Consider the following 19468-nt stretch of genomic DNA (forward strand, 5'->3'; position numbering starts at 1 on the left):
TCGTAGGGCCTCGATCACATCACTGGAGTCATGCATGCACATCGCCCTGATCGGCGCCACCGGATTCGTCGGCGCTGCCGTCCTCTCGACCCTCCTGCAACGCGGGCACCAGGTCACCGCGCTGGTGCGCGACGCTTCGCGCCTGGCGCCGCAAGCCGGCTTGACCGTCAAGGTGGCCGATGCCTACGAGCCCGAGGCCGTCGCCGCCGCCGTGCGCGGCGCGGATGCCGTCGTCTCGGCCTTCAATCCGGGCTGGACCGATCCCGCCCTGTACGACAACTTCATGCGCGGCAGCGACGCCATCGTGCGCGGCGTCGAAGCATCCGGCGTGCGGCGCCTGCTGGTGGTCGGCGGCGCCGGCAGCCTGTTCGTGGCGCCGGGCGTGCAACTGGTCGACACGCCGGCCTTTCTCGACCACGTGCCGCCGCATATCGTGCCGGGCGCCCAGGCGGCGCGCGACGCCTTGGCCACGCTGCGCGCCAACGCCACGCTCGACTGGACTTTCCTCAGCCCGCCCGCGATGCTGGGGCAGGGCGAAGCCACAGGCAGCTATCGCGTCGGCGGCGACGATTTGCTGATGGATGGCGACCAGCCGGCCGGCATCGCCGTGGCCGACCTGGCGCTGGCGATCGCCGACGAACTCGAACAGCCGCGCCACCTGCGGTCGCGCTTCACGGTCGCGCGCCAGGCGTAGGTCATGTTTCCAGGCCGCCGAAGCGGCCGCGATAGGCGGCGTCGGCCCCTGGCGTCGCCGCGTCTTCCTTGCGCAGCATGGCCAGCACGTGTTCCTCGGCGCGCGCGTGGCACAGGCGGTAGATGTCGCGCGCCAGCGCGTGCGCATCTGCCCCCGGCCACGGCTGCGGCAGCAGGGCCAGCGGCAGCATCGGGTCGTGCAGCTGCACCCGGCGATAGGCGTGGATCAGCAGGGTGCGGATCGCGAACGCGTGTTCCGGGCTGACGTCGTCCTTTTCCAGCATGCCGGGCAGCGGCGCGAAGCGGTCGATGAAGCCGCGGTAGTCGTTCACCACGGCGTCGAGGTTCCAGCATTCGCCCACCAGCTCGGGCAGCGGGCGCGACACGATCCCCGGCAGCGCATCGACCTGGCACACGAACACCTTGTCGGCCGCATCCGCGCGCGCCAGTATCTCGCGCAGCGTGTCGCGTTCGGGGGCCGGATGCGCCATCACGCCGGTGGACAGCATCGCGAAACCTTCCCACTCGAGTTCCTTGCGCAGCAGGGTGCGCAAGTCGCTGTCGATGCTGCCGTTGGGGGCCAGCACAAAGGTCCAGCGGCCGTCCCAATCGAGCCCCGGGGCCGAATAGATGCGGCGGTTGGCGCGCTCGAAGCGGGGCAGGGCCTTCGGCTCGATCGCATAGCGGCTACGCCGGCCTTCGCGGCTGGCCGTCAGCCAGCCCTCCTGCACCAGGCGGAACACGCTGGTGCGCACCAGCCGGTCGCCCACGCCGAGCGGCGCCAACAGCTCGATCATGCTTCCCAGCCAGAATCCGCCGCCATGCGGCGCGATGGTATCGCCGCACACGGTCACCACCAGCGACTTGTGGCGCGGTGGATCGGTGGCCAGGCTGTGGGCGATCCACTCAGTGCTGGACAGGCTTTTCATGATGGCAATCAATTTCCCGTGGTTCGATATGATTCAAAATTATTGTGTACATCAAGTTTTTTGTATCGTATTATGATTTGGAAGGATGTGCAATTGTAGAGAACCACGGGGGAGCTTATGTACGCACAGATGGTGGAGACCGGCCTCAAGAAAGTCCGCACAGAACAGGACATGGGCGCCGACGAGCAGGCATTCCAGGCGCGCATCGACGCCGGGATCAAGATCGAACCGAAGGACTGGATGCCGGAAGCGTACCGCAAGACGCTGATCCGCCAGATCTCGCAGCATGCGCATTCCGAGATCGTCGGCCAGCTCCCGGAGGGCAACTGGGTGACGCGCGCGCCGACCCTGCAGCGCAAGTCGGTCCTGCTGGCCAAGATCCAGGACGAGGCCGGCCACGGCCTGTACCTGTACAGCGCCGCCGAGACGCTGGGCGTGTCGCGCGACGAGCTGCTGCAAGCGCTGCATGCCGGCAAAGCCAAGTATTCGAGCATCTTCAACTATCCGACCCTGAGCTGGGCCGACATGGGCGCGATCGGTTGGCTGGTCGATGGCTCGGCCATCATCAACCAGATTCCGCTGTGCCGCTGTTCGTACGGTCCGTATGCGCGCGCCATGGTCCGCGTCTGCAAGGAAGAATCCTTCCATGCGCGCCAGGGCTACGACATCATGATGGCGCTGGCCAAGGGCACGCCGGAGCAGAAGGCGATGGCCCAGGATGCGCTCAACCGCTGGTGGTGGCCGTCCCTGATGATGTTCGGCCCGTCCGACGCCGAATCGGTCAATAGCGCGCAATCGACGGCCTGGCGCATCAAGCTGTTCTCGAACGACGAACTGCGCCAACGCATGGTCGACCAGACCGTGCCGCAGGCCGAATACCTGGGCCTGACGGTGCCCGATCCCGATCTCAAGTGGAACGCCGAACGCGGCTCCTACGATTTCGGCGAGATCGACTGGTCCGAGTTCCACAACGTCCTGAAGGGCAACGGCCCCTGCAACCGCGAGCGCCTGCGCACACGCGTCACCGCCTGGGAAGACGGCGAATGGTTCCGCGACGCCCTGGTCGCGCACGCCGACAAGCAAGCCGCCAAAAAAGCGGCCGCCTGAAAAAACGGAGACAACAAAATGAGCAAAGAATGGCCCCTGTGGGAAGTCTTCATCCGCAGCCAGCACGGCCTCGCGCACAAGCACGTCGGCAGCCTGCACGCCCCCGACGCCGAGATGGCGATCAACAACGCCCGCGACGTCTACACCCGCCGCAATGAAGGCGTGTCGATCTGGGTCGTGCGCGCCGCCGACATCGTCGCCAGCAGCCCATCCGACAAGGAAGCGCTGTTCGAGCCGGCCAACAGCAAGGTCTACCGCCACCCGACCTTCTTCCCGATGCCGGAAGAAGTCAAGAACCTGTGAGTGTGCAGATGGACGCCAAATTCCAGTACCTGCTGCGCCAGGGCGACAACGCCCTGATCCTGTCGCAGCAACTGTGCCAACTGGTCGGCAAGGGGCCCGCGCTCGAAGAAGACATGGCCCTGTCCAACGTCGCCCTCGACCTGCTGGGCCAGACCCGCATGTGGCTGACCTATGCCGGCGAGCTCGAAGGAAAGGGCCGCGACGAAGACCGCCTGGCCTTCCTGCGCGACGCCCACGACTACCGCAACTGCCTGCTGGTCGAGCAACCGAACGGCAGCTATGCCGACACCCTGATGCGCCAGTTCCTGTTCGATACCTGGCATTACTTCCTGATGGACGGCCTGACCCGCTCGAGCGATGAACGCATCCGCGAGATCGCCGCCAAGTCGATCAAGGAAGTTACCTATCACCTGCGCCGCAGCGGCGACCTGGTGGTGCGCCTGGGCGACGGCACCGACCAGAGCCGCGCCATGATGCAGGCGGCGCTCGACGAACTGTGGATGTACAGCGGCGAGATGTTCATCTACGACGAGATCGACAACGCGATGGTGGAGCAGGGCGTGGCGCCGGCGTTTGATCTACTGCGCAAGCAGTCCCTCGACCACATGGCCGAGATCTTCGCCGAAGCCACGCTTGCCATGCCGTCGCTAGAGGCCTGGATGCAGCGCGGCGGCAAGCAGGGCCGCCACAGCGAACGCCTCGGCTTCATCCTGGCCGAGATGCAGTTCCTGCAGCGCGCCTATCCGGGAGCGGCCTGGTAATGACTGCCCTGGACGTATCCATCGAACAGGTCTGGAGCTGGCTCGGCGACGTTGCCGACCCGGAGATCCCGGTCATCTCGGTGGTCGACCTCGGCATCGTGCGCGGCGTGCGCTTCGAGGGTGAGCAGTGCGTGGTCACGATCACGCCCACCTATTCCGGCTGCCCGGCGATGCAGGTGATCGCGGACTCGGTCGGCGACGCCCTGCGCGCGCATGGCATCGAGGACGTCCGCATCGAGAGCCGCCTGGCGCCCGCCTGGACCACTGACTGGATGAGTGATGCCGGCAAGGCGGCGTTGAAAGGCTACGGCATCGCGCCGCCGGTGCAGCAGGCGATCGACATCAGCGGCCTGCACGCCGGCATCCGCCGCCGCGCCGCGCCCGACGTGAACTGCCCGCACTGCGGCTCGCCCCACACCCAACTGACCAGCGAATTCGGCTCGACCCCGTGCAAGGCGCTGTACAAGTGCCTCGACTGCCGCGAGCCCTTCGATTACTTCAAGTGCCACTGAGGCCAGCATGAGCAAATTCCATCCATTGACCGTGTCGAAGGTGAAGCACGAGACGCGCGACGCCATCGCCGTCACCTTCGACGTCCCGCCCGAGCTGAAGGACACCTTCGCCTACCGCCAGGGGCAGTACCTGACCCTGCGCGCCATGATCGATGGCGAAGAGGTGCGCCGCTCGTATTCGATCTGCTCGGCGGTGCAGGACGAGCAGCTGCGGGTGGCGATCAAGCGCTGTAGCGGCGGCCTGTTCTCTGGCTGGGCCAACGACAGCCTGCAACCGGGCGCCACCCTGGACGTGATGCCCCCCAGCGGCAACTTCAACGTGCCGCTCGACGCGGCGAGCAGCCGCCACTACCTGGCCTTCGCCGCCGGCAGCGGCATCACGCCGATCCTGTCGATCGTCAAGACGACCCTGCAGGCCGAGCCGCACAGCCGCTTCACCATCGTCTACGGCAACCGTGCTTCGTCGAGCGTGATCTTCCGCGACGAACTGACCGACCTGAAGGACCAGTACATGGGCCGCCTGCGCCTGGTGTACGTGATGAGCCGCGAGCAGCAGGACATCGAACTGTTCAACGGCCGCATCACCGAAGACAAGTGCAGCCAGTTCCTGCGCCACTGGATCGACATCAAGGACATCGATATCGCCTTCATCTGCGGTCCCGAGGACATGATGCACGGTGTCTCGCGCTCGCTGCAGGAAGCCGGCCTGGCGAAGGAGCGCATCCGCATCGAGCTGTTCGCCGCCAGCGCCCCGACCCGCGAGCGCAAGCCGCGCGCCATGGAATCGGAAGCCCGGCACCAGACCGATGTGACCGTGATCATGGACGGCAACGCCACCAGCTTCACAATGGACAAGGACAAGGAATCGCTGCTGGACGCCGGCCTGCGCGCCGGGCTCGACATGCGCTATTCATGCAAGGGCGGCGTGTGCTCGACCTGCCGCTGCAAGGTACTCGATGGCGAAGTCGAGATGGACGTGAACTACGCGCTCGAAGATTACGAAGTCGCGCGCGGTTTCGTGCTGAGCTGCCAGAGCTTCCCGGTGACCGACAAGGTGGTGGTCGATTTCGATATCCACGAGTGACCACCAGCCTACGAGCCGTCGTTCCCGCGCAGGCGGGAACCTAAGTTGATTTTCGCGGCATAGCGACGAACTTGGGTCCCCGCCTTCGCGGGGATGACGTGCAAGAGATAGCGAAAAGAATGGAGACAACAATGAGCTACGAAAGCATCCAGTTCAAGATCGAGAACGGCATCGCGCTGCTGACGCTGAGCCGACCCGACCGCCTGAACAGCTTTACCCAGGCCATGCACCTCGAGGTACGCGATGCGCTGGCGCGCGTGCAGGCCGACAAATCGGTGCGCGTGCTGGTACTCACCGGCGCCGGCCGCGGCTTCTGCGCCGGCCAGGACCTGTCCGACCGCGCCGTCGACCCGGGCGCCCCCAGCGTCGACCTGGGCGAATCGGTCGAGAAGTTCTACGCACCGCTGGTGCTGACATTAAAAAACCTGCCCATGCCGGTCATCTGCGCCGTCAATGGCGTGGCCGCCGGCGCCGGCGCCAACCTGGCCCTGGCCTGCGACATCGTACTGGCCGCCAAATCGGCCAGCTTCATCGAAGCCTTCAGCAAGCTGGGCCTGATCCCGGACACCGGCGGCACCTGGCATTTGCCGCGTCTGGTCGGCCATGCGCGCGCGATGGGCTTAGGCCTGCTGGGCGAAAAGCTCAGCGCCGAGAAGGCCGAGGAATGGGGCCTGATCTGGCGCTGCGTGCCCGACGAAGCCCTGATGGACGAAGCCATGGCGATGGCCGAGCACTTCGCCGCCGCACCGACCAAGGGTCTTGCCTTCACCAAGAAAGCCTTCCAGGCCAGCTACGCCAACTCGCTGGAAGACCAGTTGCAGCTCGAGGCGAACATGATGCGCGAACTCGGCTACAGCCACGACTACCGCGAAGGCGTGGCCGCCTTCCTGGCCAAGCGCGTCCCGCATTTCAAGGGAGAGTGAGCATGCACGCCATCCTCCCCGGCAGCACGATCGCCGTCATCGGCAGCGGCGCCATGGGCGCCGGCATCGCGCAAGTCGCGGCCACAGCCGGCCACCAGGTACTGCTGTTCGATACCCGCGCGGACGCCGCCGCCAAGGCCATCGACGGCATCGGCAAGACCTATGCAAAACTGGTCGAGAAGGGCCGCATGGGCGCGGCCGAATCCGACCTGGCGCGTGAACGCCTGAAGGCGATCGGTTCGCTGCACGAAGCTGCAGGCGCTGTCCTCGTGATCGAGGCCATCGTCGAGAACCTGGACGCCAAGCGCGCCCTGTTCGCCGAATTGGAGGGCATCGTCGGCGAACGCTGCATCCTGGCCACCAATACCTCGTCGATCTCGGTCACGGCCATCGGCGCGCAACTCAGGCACCCGGAACGCCTGGTCGGCATGCACTTCTTTAACCCGGTGCCGCTGATGGCGCTGGTCGAAGTGGTCAAGGGCCTGGCGACCGGGCGCGAGGTCGCGAACGTCGTCTACGCCACCGCCGAAAGCTGGGGCAAGAGCCCGGTGCATGCGACATCGACGCCGGGCTTCATCGTCAACCGTGTGGCCCGGCCGTACTACGCCGAAGCCCTGCGCCTGCTGCTCGAGCAGGCCGCCGACGTGGCGACGCTGGATGCCGTGCTGCGCGACTGCGGCGGCTTTCGCATGGGGCCATTCGAACTGATGGACCTGATCGGCCACGACGTCAACTTCTCGGTCACCAATTCCGTGTTCGCCGCCTACTACAACGATCCGCGCTTCACGCCTTCGATCCTGCAGCAGGAACTGGTCAGCGCCGGCTTCCTGGGCCGCAAGACGGGGCGCGGCTTCTACCGGTATGGCGACGACGTCGCCAGGCCGGCGCCGCAGGCCGAAGCCGCCTGCGCCGGGCCATCGTCCGTGCGTTATGCCGGCGCACCGGGCGTGGTCGACGCGCTCGCCGAACGCCTGCGCGGCGCCGGCCTGGAGCCGGTCGCCATCGAAGCCGCGCCCGGCCTGTATTGCGAGGGCGCAGCGATCTATCTCACCGATGGCCGCAGCGCCACCGAGCGCGCCGAGATGGACGGCCACCGCGACACGATCCTGTTCGACCTGCTGCTCGACGCCGCAGGCAGCCCCCGCATCGCGCTGGCGCGCGCCGACCAGTGCAGCGACAGCGCCTGGCGGGCCGCGGTCGGGCTGTTCCAGGCCGCCGGCTTCGCCGTGACGCGCCTGGACGACGTGCCCGGCATGGCAGTGATGCGCACCGTGGCGATGCTGGCCAACGAGGCCGCCGATGCCGTCAACCAGGGCGTGTGCAGCGCGCGCGCGGTCGACATCGCGATGCAGAAGGGCGTCAATTATCCGCGCGGCCCGCTGGCCTGGGCGGACAGCGTCGGCCTGCGCCAGGTCGTGACCGTGCTGTCGAACCTGGCCGCCACCTATGGCGAAGACCGCTACCGCGTGTCGCCGCTGCTGCGCCGCAAGCTGGCGTTTGACCCGCAGGGGGCGAGCTTCCATGCATCCTGATCCAATGCGGCTGGCTGAAATGGCCGGCCGCACCATGTACGAACGCGATCCGGCCAGCCGCAACCTCGGCATGACGCTCATTGAAATCCGCCCCGGCTATGCGCGCATGTCGATGCGGGTGCGCGACGACATGCTCAATGGCCACGCCACCTGCCACGGCGGCTACATCTTCATGCTGGCCGACAGCGCCTTCGCCTTCGCCTGCAATTCGCACAACTTCAATACCGTCGGCGCCGGCTGCACGATCGACTACCTGGCGCCGGGCCGGCCAGGCGACGTACTGGTGGCCGAGGCGGTCGAGCAGGCCTTGCAGGGCAAGACTGGCGTCTATGACGTCGTCGTGAGCGACCAGGATGGGCGCAGGATCGCGCTTTTCCGCGGCAAGTCGCACCGCGTCGCCGGCACCCTGGTGCCGGTCGACGATTGAATCGAAGAGTTAACAAGGAGGTCGAGATGGTCCAACGCATTCCCGCTGACGGCGAGCTGGAACCGATCGAACGCGCCAGCCGCGACGAGCTGCAGGCGCTCCAGCTGCAGCGCCTGCAATGGACGCTCCAGCATGCGTACGACAACGTGCCGCACTACCGCGCCGCGTTCGACAAAGCCGGCGTGCATCCGAGCGACCTGAAAACGCTGGCCGACCTGGCGAAATTCCCGTTCACCGAGAAAAAGACGCTGCGCGACAACTACCCGTTCGGCCTGTTCGCCGTGCCGCGCGAACAGGTGGTGCGCGTGCACGCATCGTCCGGCACCACCGGCAAGCCGACCGTGGTCGGCTACACGCAAAACGATATCGACACCTGGGCCAATGTGGTCGCGCGCTCGATCCGCGCCGCCGGCGGGCGCAAGGGCGACCTGGTGCACATCTCGTATGGCTACGGCCTGTTCACCGGCGGCCTGGGCGCCCACTATGGCGCCGAGCGCCTGGGTTGCACCGTGATCCCGATGTCGGGCGGCCAGACCGAGAAGCAGGTGCAGCTGATCCAGGACTTCAAGCCGTCGATCATCATGGTCACGCCCTCGTACATGCTCAATATCGTCGAGGAGTTCACGCGCCAGGGGCTCGATCCGGCCCAGTCGTCGCTCAAGGTCGGCATCTTCGGCGCCGAGCCGTGGACCGATGCGATGCGGGGCGAGATCGAGGCGCGCGCCGGCATCGATGCGGTGGACATCTACGGCCTGTCCGAAGTGATGGGGCCGGGCGTGGCCAGCGAATGCATCGAGAGCAAGGATGGCCCGGTGATCTGGGAAGACCATTTCTATCCCGAGATCATCGACCCCGATACCGGCGAGGTGATGCCGGACGGCGAAGAGGGCGAGCTGGTGTTCACCTCGCTCTCCAAGGAGGCGCTGCCGATCATCCGCTACCGTACGCGCGACCTGACCCGTTTGCTGCCGCCGACCTCGCGCTCGATGCGCCGCATGGGCCGCATCACGGGCCGTTCGGACGACATGCTGATCATCCGCGGCGTGAACGTATTCCCGAGCCAGATCGAGGAACTGATCCTCAAGATGCCGGCGCTGGCCCCGCAATACCAGCTGGTGGTGGCGCGCGACGGTCATCTCGACACGCTCGAGGTGCTGGGCGAGCTGCGCGACGCCAATCTGCCGGCAGACAGCGTCGACGCGCTGTGCCGCGAACTCCAGCACTGCATCAAGACCTATGTCGGCGTCACCACCCGCGTGACCCTGATGCCACCGCAAGGCATCGAGCGCACCCTGACCGGCAAGGCCCGGCGCGTGGTCGACCGCCGCCCCAAATAACGACAACTGGAGATTTCCATGACCGACGCCTTCATCGTTGATGCAGTCCGCACCCCCTTCGGCCGCTACGGCGGCGCCTTGTCCAGCATCCGCGCCGACGACCTCGGCGCGCTGCCGATCGCTGCCCTCATGGCCCGCAACAAGGATGTCGACTGGACGGCAGTCGACGACCTGTTCTACGGCTGCGCCAACCAGGCCGGCGAAGACAACCGCAACGTGGGCCGCATGGCCGCGCTGCTGGCCGGCCTGCCGCAAGACGTGCCGGGCAACACCATCAACCGCCTGTGCGGTTCCGGCATGGACGCCGTCGGCACCGCCGCACGCGCCATCAAGGCCGGCGAGGCGCACCTGGTGATCGCCGGCGGCGTCGAAAGCATGACCCGCGCGCCGTTCGTGATGGGCAAGGCCGATAGCGCATTCTCGCGCGCGGCCAAGATCGAGGACACGACGCTCGGCTGGCGCTTCGTCAATCCGGCGATGAAGGCGAAATACGGCATCGATTCGATGCCCGAGACCGCCGAGAATGTGGCGCGCGAATTCGGCATCGCGCGCGCCGACCAGGATGCGTTCGCATTGCGTAGCCAGCAGCGCTGGGCCCGCGCCAATGAGGCGGGCTTCTTCAAGGACGAGATCGTGCCGGTGACGGTGCATCTGAAGAAGGGCGAATCGCGCGTGGTGGACGCCGACGAGCAGCCACGCCCCGACACTGGCATCGAGGCGCTGGCCAAGCTGAAGGGTGTAGTCGCGCCGGACGGTTCAGTCACTGCCGGCAATGCCTCGAGCCTGAACGACGGCGCCTGCGCGCTCCTGCTGGCCTCTAGCGACGCCGTGGCCCGCCACGGCTTGACGCCACGTGCGCGCGTGGTGGGCATGGCCACCGCCGGCCTGGCGCCGCGCATCATGGGCTTCGGCCCGGCGCCGGCCGTGAAGAAACTGCTGGCGCAGACCGGCCTCACGCTGGACCAGATGGACGTGATCGAATTGAACGAGGCGTTCGCCGCCCAGGGCCTGGCCGTCACGCGCGACCTCGGCCTGGCCGACGATGATGCCCGCGTCAATCCGAACGGCGGCGCGATCGCCATCGGCCACCCGCTCGGCGCGTCCGGTGCGCGCCTGGTGATGACGGCCGTGAACCAGCTGCATCGCATTGGCGGCCGCTATGCCCTGTGCACGATGTGCATCGGCGTCGGCCAGGGCATCGCCCTGATCGTCGAGCGGGTGTAAGGCCATGGTGAAGGTCTACGAGATCGACGGCGTGCGGCCGGTGGTGCATCCGAGCGCCTACGTGCACCCCTCAAGCGTATTGATCGGCGACGTGATCGTCGGCCCGCGCTGCTATATCGGTCCACTGGCCTCGCTGCGCGGCGACTTCGGCCGCCTGGTGCTGCAAGAAGGCGCCAACCTGCAGGACACCTGCGTGATGCACGGCTTTCCGGGCGAGGACACGGTGGTTGAAGTCGATGGCCATATCGGCCATGGCGCCGTGCTGCACGGCTGCCGCATCAAGCGCAACGCCATGGTCGGCATGAACGCGGTGGTGATGGACAGGGCCGTGGTCGGCGAGGAATCGATCGTGGCTGCGATGAGCTTCGTGAAGGCGGGCATGGTGATTCCACCACGCTCGATGGTGATGGGCACGCCGGCGAAGGTCATGCGGGAACTCACTGACGAAGACGTGGCCTGGAAGAGCTTCGGCACCCGCCAGTACCACGAACTGGCCGTGCGCTCGCTGCAGACCATGCGCGAAGTCGAGGCGCTGACCGAGGTGGAGCCGGGCCGCAAGCCGATCGCATTCGACGTCGACGGCATGCACAAGCCGAAAGCCTGACAAGACAAACTGAGGAGACAAGAGATGGGCAATATCCCTACTTTGCAAAGCCTGATCGCCGGCCGGTGGCACGGCGAACAGGCGCATACCGCGCTGCACAGCGCCCTCGACAACGCGCTGATCTATCACACGCATGCCGAGAAGATCGATTTCGACGAAGCCCTGGGCTTCGCCCGCAAGACCGGCATCAAGAGCCTGATGGGGCTGGACTTCCAGAAGCGCGCGCAATGCCTGAAGGCGCTGGCCTTGTACCTCATGGAGCGCAAGGAAGAGCTGTACGAGATCTCGCACCTGACCGGCGCCACGCGCCAGGACAGCTGGGTCGATGTCGAAGGCGGCATCGGCACCCTGTTCGCCTATGCGAGCATGGGGTCGCGCGAGCTGCCGTCGTCGAACGTGCTGCACGAGGGCCCGGCCATGGCGCTGGGCAAGCGCGGCGGCTTCGCCGGCACCCACATCCTGGTGCCGCGCGGCGGCGTGGCGGTGCACATCAATGCCTTCAATTTCCCGATCTGGGGCCTGCTCGAGAAATTCGCGCCGAGCTTCCTGGCCGCGATGCCGTGCATCGCCAAGCCGGCTACCGCCACCAGCTACCTGACCCATGCCGTGGTCAGGATGATGATGGAATCGGGCCTGCTCCCGGCCGGCGCGCTGCAGCTCGTGATCGGCAGCACCGGCGACCTGCTCGATCGCCTGGGCGGATTCGATGCCGTCACCTTCACCGGCTCGGCCGACACCGCCGCTAAATTGCGCGTCAACCCGAACCTGATTCGCGAATCGGTGCCTTTCACCGCCGAAGCCGACTCGCTCAACTGCGCGATCCTGGCGCCGGACGTCACGCCCGACGATGAGGAGTTCGACCTGTTCGTAAAAGAAGTGGCGCGCGAGATGACCGGCAAGGCCGGCCAGAAATGTACCGCGATCCGCCGCGTCATCGTGCCCGAACAGCACGTGGAGGCGGTCGGCGAGCGCCTGCGTCAGCGCCTGGCCAAGATCACGGTCGGCAATCCGAAGGTCGAGGGCGTGCGCATGGGCGCCCTGGCTTCGATGGACCAGCACCGCGACGTCAGCGAACGGGTCGAACTGCTCGCGCGCGGCAACGAAGTTCTGTTCAGCGCACGCGACGGTTTCAATCCGGTGGGCGACAATGTCACCAGCGGCGCCTTCTTCTCGCCGACCCTGCTGCTGTGCCGTAACGCGATGGATAACGACGCCGTGCACGACGTGGAAGCCTTCGGCCCGGTCAGCACCCTGATGACTTACCGCGACATCGACGAAGCGCTGGCGCTGGCCGCGCGCGGCAAGGGCAGCCTGGTGACCACGCTCGTCACCAGGGACCCGGCGATCGCGGCGCATGCGGTGCCGATGGCCGCAGCCTCGCACGGCCGGGTGCTGATCCTCGACCGCGAAGCGGCCGTCGACAGCACCGGCCACGGCTCGCCACTGCCGCAACTGAAACACGGCGGCCCGGGCCGCGCCGGCGGCGGTGAAGAGTTGGGCGGCATCCGCGCCGTCAAGCACTTCCTGCAGCGCGCCGCGGTGCAGGGATCGCCGACCATGCTCGGCGCCGTGACGGGCGAATACGTGCGCGGCGGCGCCGTCAAGGAAAGCGAGATCCACCCGTTCCGCCGCTACTTCGAAGACCTGGAAATGGGCCACTCGCTGCTGACCCATCGCCGCACGGTGAGCGAAGCCGACATCGTCAACTTCGGCGGCGTCTCGGGCGACTATTTCTATATGCACTTCGACGAGATCGCGGCCAAGGACACGCAGTTCGGCCAGCGCATCGCGCACGGCTACTTCGTGCTGTCGGCCGCGGCCGGGCTGTTCGTCTCGCCGGCGCCGGGCCCGGTGCTGGCCAACTACGGCCTGGACAACCTTCGCTTCGTGGCGCCGGTAGCGATCGGCGATACCATCCGCGCGCGACTGACCTGCAAGCGCAAGGTCGACCGCAACCGCGCCGACGAGCAGGGCAGGGGGCAGGGTGTGGTGGCGTGGGATGTGCAGGTCACCAACCAGCGCGACGAGCTGGTGGCGAGTTACGATATCCTGACGCTGGTGCTGAAGCGCGGATGATCATGTAGCCGATCGAAAGGATGAGCGATGGCGAGACTGGACCTGAACAGCATTCCGGTGGTGGGCGGGACCGGTTATCCGGCGCCGTTCCACGAAGCGGTGGACGGCCGCACGCGCCAGGCGCTGGGCGATGCCGGCGGCTTGCGCCAGTTCGGCGTGAACCTGGTCGAGCTGCAGCCGGGCGCCGCGTCGTCGCAGCGTCACTGGCACTCGCACGAGGATGAATTCGTCACGATCGTCTCAGGCGAGCTGGTGCTCATCACGGACGAAGGCGAAACCGTCATGCGCGCCGGCGACCATGCCGCCTTTCCGGCCGGCCGGGCCAACGGCCATCACCTGGTCAACCGCGGCTGGGGGCCGGGTGTCTTCCTGGTCGTAGGTTCGCGCAACAGCGCCGACGTGGTGACCTATCCCGACGTCGACCTGCGCTATGAACAGGCCACGAATGCTTATGTGCACAGGGATGGTACGCCGTATCCGAAGCGCTAGCGTTCCATCAATCCAATTTGCGTGCGTAACGCTCGCAGACGTGCTGGCTGATATAGGTCGACAGTCCGCGGCCCTCGGTGGCCAACGCATGCATGCGCGCGATGTGGTCGGCGCCCGTGCTGTCCTCGGTATACAGATAGCGATCGCCGCCCTTGAACCGGACGGTGATCGAATGCTTGCCCAGTTCGTAGGCGACGACGCCGGAATCCCCGTTACGGTTGGCGTAGCGTCGCATCGTCGTCAGGACCGCGTACGCTGCAGCCGCAGCAAGCCTTCCGGTGTGCGAATCGCGCGCAGGTCGTCATAGTCCGGCACGCCGGTGACGCGGGTTTCCAGCGGATGATGGTGGGTCGCGGTGACGACGATGCTGTCCATCCCGGCTGCCTCGGCCGATTGCAGGCCGGCCAGCGTATCCTCGAACACCAGGCAGTCTTGCGGACGCATGCCCAGCTTTTCGGCGCCCAGCAGGAACGGATCCGGCGCCGGCTTGCCGCGCTGGACGTCTTCGGCCGCTACCATCACGGGCGGCACCGGCAGCCCGGCCGCGGCGATGCGCGCCTCGGCCAGCGCACGCGGGGCCGAGGTCACGATGGCCCAGCGGTCCGTCGGGAGGGTGGCGAGAAACGCGGCCACGCCGGCGATCGCCTCGATGCCTTCGACATCCTCGATCTCGGCCAGCGTGATGCGGTGCGCCTCGGCTTCGGGATCGATGTCGGGCAGGCCGACGCCGCGCACCGTGTCGATCGAGCGCTTGCCGTGGATGGTCGGCAGGAACACGTCGACGTCCAGGCCATGGCTGCGGGCCCAGTTGGCCCAGACACGCTCGGCGGCGATGATCGAGGTGAGGATGGTGCCATCCATGTCGAACAGGAAGGCGGCGTAGTCGCGTGCGGGCAGGGCGGTCATTGAGGCGGTAGTGGCGTGAGGAGGAACTTGGGTCCCCGCCTGCGCGGGGACGACGTGGTTGAGTGCGGGGCCCTGGGCGAGCTTGGGACCCGCGTTAGCGTGAAGAGATTACTCGGCCAGCTGCTGACGCACGCGCACGATTGCCGCACGCACCTGGTTCGGCGCGGTGCCGCCCACATGGTCGCGCGCCGCCACCGAACCCTCGAGGGTCAGCACCTCGAACACGTCCTGTTCGATCAGCGGCGAGAAGCCCTGCAGCGTTTCGAGCGACATTTCGGACAGGTCGCAGCCGGCCACGTCGCAGGCACGCACCGCATGCGCTACGGCTTCGTGGGCGTCGCGGAACGGCAGGCCTTTCTTGACCAGGTAGTCGGCCAGGTCGGTCGCGGTGGCATAGCCCTGCAGCGCCGCGGCGCGCATGTTCTCGGCCTTGACCGTGATGCCCGACGCCATGTCGGTGAAGATGCGCAGGGTGTCGGTGACCGTGTCGATGGTGTCGAACAGCGGTTCCTTGTCTTCCTGGTTGTCCTTGTTGTAGGCCAGCGGCTGGCCTTTCATCAGGGTCAGCAGGCCGGTCAGGTGACCATAGACGCGGCCGGTCTTGCCGCGCGCCAGTTCCGGCACGTCCGGGTTTTTCTTTTGCGGCATGATCGACGATCCGGTGCAGAAGCGGTCGGCGATGTCGATGAAGCCAATGCGCGGGCTGATCCACATGACCAGCTCTTCCGAGAAGCGCGAGATGTGCATCATCAGGATCGAGGCGGCGGCCGTGAACTCGATCGCGAAATCGCGGTCTGACACGGCGTCGAGCGAGTTGTGGCAGACGTCGTCGAAGCCCAGCGTCTTGGCCACGCGCAGGCGGTCGATCGGGAAGGTGGTGCCGGCCAGGGCAGCGGCGCCCAGCGGCAGGCGGTTCACGCGGCGGCGCGCATCCTGCATGCGCTCGGCATCGCGGCCGAACATTTCCACATAAGCCAGCATGTGGTGGCCAAAGGCGATCGGCTGCGCCACCTGCAGGTGGGTAAAGCCGGGCATGATGGTGTCGGCATGGCGTTCGGCCAGGTCGGTCAGGGCGCCGCGCAGGCCGTTCAGCAGGGCCAGGATGTCGTCGATCGCGGCGCGCACGTACAGGCGGATGTCGGTGGCGACCTGGTCGTTGCGCGAGCGGCCGGTGTGCAGGCGCTTGCCGGCGTCGCCGACCAGTTCGGTCAGGCGTTTTTCGATGTTCAGGTGCACGTCTTCCAGGTCGAGCAGCCATTCGAAGCTGCCGGCCTCGATCTCGGACCGGATTTGCGTCATGCCGCGCTCGATCTCGGCACGGTCGTGCTCGCTGATGATGCCCTGGGCCGCCAGCATCTCGGCATGCGCCAGCGAGCCCTGGATGTCGTATTGCGCCAGGCGTTTGTCGAAGAACACGGACGCGGTGTAGCGCTTGACGAGATCGGACACGGGTTCGGAGAAGCGGGCCGACCAGGCTTCGGCTTTTTTGGAGAATTGTTCGGTCATGGTGGAATTCCGGTTGGGGATCCGACGATTATAAACCGCGTCGCCCCTGTGCCATCCGATGGGCAGATTACCTTGGGAAAGCCAGCGAAAAAAAGCCTGCCGCCGGGCGCAATCAAACCCGATGCGAAGGCCAAACAGCGCTAGAATGGTTTTTTTGCCAGCATTGCAAGCCCCATGATTACGAACGATTCCAGCTTCCAGGTCAGTACCGACCAGTCCCAGCTCGACATCCCGATGATCTACCGCTTCCTCAGCGAGCAGTCGACCTGGGCCGTGGGCATTTCGCGTCCGATCGTCGAGCGCGCCATCGAGAATTCGCTGTGCTTCGGCGGTTACCTCGATGGCCGCCAGATCGCATTCGCCCGTGTGATTACCGACTACGCCACCTTCGCCAACCTGGTGGACGTGTTCGTCTTGCCCGAGTACCGCGGCCATGGCTACGGCAAGCAACTGATCGGCGTCGTGCTGCGCCACCCGAGCCTGCAGAAACTGCGCCGCTTCACCCTGGCGACGAAGGACTCGCACGGTTTGTACGAACGCTTCGGTTTTACCTCGCCGTTGTATCCAGAGACATTGATGGAGCGTTACTTTCCCAACATCTATTTATCCTGAGCGCACTCAACATGGCGACGCGAATCTGGAATCAGGCTTACCCTGATGGCTATTCAAGGGAAGCCCTATGTTCCGATTCGTCGTCCATGCCATGCTCGTGCTGGCATTGCTCGCGGGTAGCGCTAGCCATGCCGCCGATAAAGAATCTATAGCGCCGAAAGGCTCGCTCGTCATCATTGGCGGTGCCTTGCGCGCCGACAACGATGCCGTGTGGGAACGCATCGTCCAGCTTGCGGGCGGAAAAGGCGCCCGCATCGCCGTGTTCGCCTCCGCCTCGGCCAGTCCCGAGCGCGCCGGCAACTATCTCGTCGAACGCCTGAACCGTTATGGCGCCGATGCCTTCTTCGTGCCGGTTGCCCAGCACCTGCAGGGCGCCGATGTGCGCGCCGCGGCCGACGATCCGAAGCTGGCCGACGCGGTGCGCAGCGCCGGCGGCGCCTATTTCTCGGGCGGCGACCAGGGCCGCATCACGGCCGCCCTGCGCCGTCCCGACGGCAGCAACACGCAGGTGCTCGACGCCCTGTGGGACATGTACCGGCGCGGGGGCGTGATCGCCGGCTCGAGCGCCGGCGCCGCCATCATGAGCAGCACCATGTTCGGTCATCCTCGCTCGATCCTGTCGACCCTGCAGCATGGCGTCGACGACGGCCGCCAGATCACGCGCGGCCTGGGTTTCATCGGCGACGACGTCTTCATCGACCAGCACCTGCTGGTGCGCGGACGCTTCGCGCGCATGCTGCCGGCGATGCTGGCCAAGGGTTACAAGATCGGCCTGGGAATCGACGAGAACACGGCGATGGTGGTGGGGCCGAAGCGCGACGTCGAAGTGATCGGCTACCGCGGCGCGCTGCTGGTCGACCTGAGCGAGGCCGCCACCCGCGACGGCAGCTTCAATCTCGCCAACGGGCGCCTGAGTTACCTCGACAACGGCGACCGCTTCAACCTGGAGACCAAGACCTTCACGCCGGCGCCCGAGAAGGCGCACGGCAAGGTCGATGCCAAGAAGCCCTATTGGCGCGGCCCGCTGTTCTCGGCCGACATCCTCGGCAACGGCACGGTGGTCGACCTGATGGCCAAGCTGATCGACAGCGACCAGGTCGACGCGATCGGCCTGTCGCTCGACAGCCCCAATGCCGAGCGGCCCGACCTTGGCTTCGAGTTCAAACTCAGTCGCGTGGGCGAGAGCGTGGGCTACCAGTCGGCGTTCAGCGAAGCCTATTCGGTCTATAACGTGCGGCTCGACATCCGGCCGATCGTGGTGCAGCGGCCCTTGTACCAGTATCGCTGACTAGTCGCAGCGCCAATGCAAGCGCTCGGCCAGCACCTGCTGCTGGGCGTCGACCAGCGGCTGGTTCGGATCGTGACCGGCACGAGCCACCTCGACCAGCGCCTTGTCCGGCGCCGTGATGGCCTCGAACCAGCGCCGGGTGACCTGTGGTTCGGTCAGCAGGTCTTCCTTGCCCTGCACCACGTAGACGGGCAGCGCATAGCGGGTGCCGAGGCGATACAGGTCGGTGGTCGACTCCATGCCGTCGCCTTTCCAGCCCACGTATTTGAGGAATGAGTAATCCTCGCCGGCGGTGTAGTCGGCCTGGGCCTGCGGCGTCGCATACCGTGGCAGCACCTGGTACCAGGCCTTCGGCGTCGGATCGGTCGTTTGCGCCTCGTACTTGCGCACCGCGCGCCGCACGACGCCGAAGTTGCGCGGATTGGTCCAGGGCGGCGGGCCCAGGGCCTCCAACTGGGCGACAGTCGCCGCATCGCCAGCGGCGCGGGCGCGTTCGAGCACCGTGCCCCAGGTGGTCATGTTCTCGCGATGGCCGACCAGCTGGGATACGCCGACATAGGCGCAGAACAGCTGCGGGCTTTGCTTTGCCATGTGGACGCCGACCATCGATCCCCACGAGCTGCCCAGCAGGATCACCTTGCGTTTGCCGAAACGCTGCGCCAGGTAGCGCGTTACCTCGAGGCCGTCGTCGCGGATCTGTTCGACGCTCAAGGGCACGTCTTCGTCGGGACGGTTGCGGCCCCAGGTCATGCCGCTGCCGCGCTGGTCCCACTGCGCCAGGGTGACGTGCTTGCGCCAGGATGCGTAGGGACCGGCGCCATAGGGCGAAGTGGGGTTGCCCGGGCCGCCGTGCACGTACAGCAGGACCGGATTGGCGCAGTCGTCGCCGCTGACCGTGACCCACTGCTCGATGCCGCCGATCTTCACGAAGCCGCTTTCGTCGACCGGTTGGCCGGGCTTGCAGACGGGGGCGGCGTGGGCGACCGAGGCCGCGAACAAGGGGACAAGAAGACAGGCGCGCAGGCGGGACATCGGCAATCCATGAATGGGGGTGAACCGATTGATTCTGGGGCTGGAGCCTGGCCGCGTCAACGGTTCATGCATGGCGGCTGAAAGACCGCTGTCGCCGCGGTGAATGGCAGGCTTACAATGTCG

General features: G+C 66.5%; 21 protein-coding genes. 16 read left to right on the plus strand and 5 right to left on the minus strand.

Annotated features, from left to right (window positions below; all coding sequences use genetic code 11):
• Positions 1–34 precede the first annotated feature (34 nt).
• On the plus strand, positions 35–694 hold the full coding sequence (locus Q9246_RS01400) for an NAD(P)-dependent oxidoreductase (RefSeq protein WP_306394869.1): 660 nt from the start codon (positions 35–37) through the stop codon (positions 692–694).
• A 1-nt stretch (position 695) separates the two neighbouring features.
• On the opposite strand, the gene paaX is transcribed toward Q9246_RS01400, so the two are convergent.
• The gene (paaX, locus tag Q9246_RS01405) at positions 696–1622 is read right to left on the minus strand and encodes a phenylacetic acid degradation operon negative regulatory protein PaaX (protein ID WP_306394871.1); all 927 of its coding nucleotides are present in this window, start codon (positions 1620–1622) and stop codon (positions 696–698) included.
• Between the two features lie 117 nt (positions 1623–1739).
• Here paaX and paaA point away from each other — a divergent pair, with 117 nt between their 5' ends.
• The 13 genes from paaA (at position 1740) to Q9246_RS01470 (ending at position 14001) form a co-directional block, all read left to right on the plus strand.
• The gene (gene paaA, locus Q9246_RS01410) at positions 1740–2729 is read left to right on the plus strand and encodes a 1,2-phenylacetyl-CoA epoxidase subunit PaaA (RefSeq protein WP_306394872.1); all 990 of its coding nucleotides are present in this window, start codon (positions 1740–1742) and stop codon (positions 2727–2729) included.
• 18 nt (positions 2730–2747) lie between these two features.
• Positions 2748–3032, plus strand: coding sequence for a 1,2-phenylacetyl-CoA epoxidase subunit PaaB (gene paaB, locus Q9246_RS01415; RefSeq protein ID WP_020651929.1), 285 nt, complete (start codon positions 2748–2750; stop codon positions 3030–3032).
• A gap of 8 nt (positions 3033–3040) precedes the next feature.
• Positions 3041–3793, plus strand: a complete 753-nt coding sequence (paaC, locus tag Q9246_RS01420) for a 1,2-phenylacetyl-CoA epoxidase subunit PaaC (protein WP_306394873.1) — start codon at positions 3041–3043, stop codon at positions 3791–3793.
• The gene (paaD, locus tag Q9246_RS01425) at positions 3793–4305 is read left to right on the plus strand and encodes a 1,2-phenylacetyl-CoA epoxidase subunit PaaD (protein WP_306394874.1); all 513 of its coding nucleotides are present in this window, start codon (positions 3793–3795) and stop codon (positions 4303–4305) included. The genes paaC and paaD overlap by 1 nt, the downstream gene beginning before the upstream one ends.
• Positions 4306–4312: 7 nt before the next feature.
• Complete coding sequence (gene paaE, locus Q9246_RS01430) at positions 4313–5389, plus strand: 1,2-phenylacetyl-CoA epoxidase subunit PaaE (protein ID WP_306394875.1); 1077 nt, start codon at positions 4313–4315, stop codon at positions 5387–5389.
• A gap of 131 nt (positions 5390–5520) precedes the next feature.
• Positions 5521–6312 (plus strand): 2-(1,2-epoxy-1,2-dihydrophenyl)acetyl-CoA isomerase PaaG, encoded by a 792-nt coding sequence (gene paaG / locus Q9246_RS01435; protein WP_306394876.1) that lies wholly within the window; start codon positions 5521–5523, stop codon positions 6310–6312.
• 2 nt (positions 6313–6314) lie between these two features.
• Positions 6315–7844, plus strand: coding sequence for a 3-hydroxyacyl-CoA dehydrogenase PaaH (paaH, locus tag Q9246_RS01440; protein ID WP_306394877.1), 1530 nt, complete (start codon positions 6315–6317; stop codon positions 7842–7844).
• On the plus strand, positions 7834–8271 hold the full coding sequence (gene paaI, locus Q9246_RS01445; RefSeq protein ID WP_306394878.1) for a hydroxyphenylacetyl-CoA thioesterase PaaI: 438 nt from the start codon (positions 7834–7836) through the stop codon (positions 8269–8271). Before paaH ends, paaI begins: the two co-directional genes overlap by 11 nt.
• Positions 8272–8297: 26 nt before the next feature.
• Positions 8298–9608 carry a phenylacetate--CoA ligase PaaK gene (gene paaK / locus Q9246_RS01450; RefSeq protein ID WP_306394879.1) on the plus strand — a complete coding sequence of 437 codons (1311 nt, stop codon included), beginning with the start codon at positions 8298–8300 and terminating at the stop codon, positions 9606–9608.
• 18 nt (positions 9609–9626) lie between these two features.
• Positions 9627–10832 (plus strand): 3-oxoadipyl-CoA thiolase, encoded by a 1206-nt coding sequence (gene pcaF / locus Q9246_RS01455; RefSeq protein ID WP_306394880.1) that lies wholly within the window; start codon positions 9627–9629, stop codon positions 10830–10832.
• A gap of 4 nt (positions 10833–10836) precedes the next feature.
• Positions 10837–11436 (plus strand): phenylacetic acid degradation protein PaaY, encoded by a 600-nt coding sequence (gene paaY, locus Q9246_RS01460; RefSeq protein ID WP_306394881.1) that lies wholly within the window; start codon positions 10837–10839, stop codon positions 11434–11436.
• A gap of 24 nt (positions 11437–11460) precedes the next feature.
• Entirely contained in the window at positions 11461–13512 is a 2052-nt protein-coding gene (paaZ, locus tag Q9246_RS01465) for a phenylacetic acid degradation bifunctional protein PaaZ (RefSeq protein WP_306394882.1), read from the plus strand.
• Between the two features lie 27 nt (positions 13513–13539).
• Entirely contained in the window at positions 13540–14001 is a 462-nt protein-coding gene (locus Q9246_RS01470) for a cupin domain-containing protein (protein ID WP_306394883.1), read from the plus strand.
• 7 nt (positions 14002–14008) lie between these two features.
• Here the strand turns inward: Q9246_RS01470 and Q9246_RS01475 are convergent, their stop codons facing one another.
• The 3 genes from Q9246_RS01475 to argH form a co-directional block, all read right to left on the minus strand.
• Positions 14009–14236, minus strand: coding sequence for a hypothetical protein (locus Q9246_RS01475; protein WP_306394884.1), 228 nt, complete (start codon positions 14234–14236; stop codon positions 14009–14011).
• 5 nt (positions 14237–14241) lie between these two features.
• Positions 14242–14907, minus strand: coding sequence for an HAD-IA family hydrolase (locus Q9246_RS01480; protein WP_306394886.1), 666 nt, complete (start codon positions 14905–14907; stop codon positions 14242–14244).
• Positions 14908–15015: 108 nt separating this feature from the next.
• Positions 15016–16413: an argininosuccinate lyase gene (gene argH / locus Q9246_RS01485; RefSeq protein ID WP_306394887.1), complete on the minus strand. Its 1398-nt coding sequence runs from the start codon at positions 16411–16413 to the stop codon at positions 15016–15018.
• A gap of 174 nt (positions 16414–16587) precedes the next feature.
• Here argH and Q9246_RS01490 point away from each other — a divergent pair, with 174 nt between their 5' ends.
• A complete protein-coding gene (locus Q9246_RS01490) occupies positions 16588–17025 on the plus strand; it encodes a GNAT family N-acetyltransferase (protein WP_306394888.1) in 438 nt (145 codons plus the stop codon).
• A gap of 67 nt (positions 17026–17092) precedes the next feature.
• Positions 17093–18313 carry a cyanophycinase gene (locus Q9246_RS01495; protein ID WP_306394889.1) on the plus strand — a complete coding sequence of 407 codons (1221 nt, stop codon included), beginning with the start codon at positions 17093–17095 and terminating at the stop codon, positions 18311–18313.
• Here the strand turns inward: Q9246_RS01495 and Q9246_RS01500 are convergent, their stop codons facing one another.
• A complete protein-coding gene (locus Q9246_RS01500) occupies positions 18314–19345 on the minus strand; it encodes an alpha/beta fold hydrolase (RefSeq protein WP_306394891.1) in 1032 nt (343 codons plus the stop codon).
• Between the last annotated feature and the right edge of the window lie 123 nt (positions 19346–19468).

Source organism: Telluria beijingensis (genome assembly GCF_030770395.1).
Taxonomy (GTDB): domain Bacteria; phylum Pseudomonadota; class Gammaproteobacteria; order Burkholderiales; family Burkholderiaceae_D; genus Telluria; species Telluria beijingensis.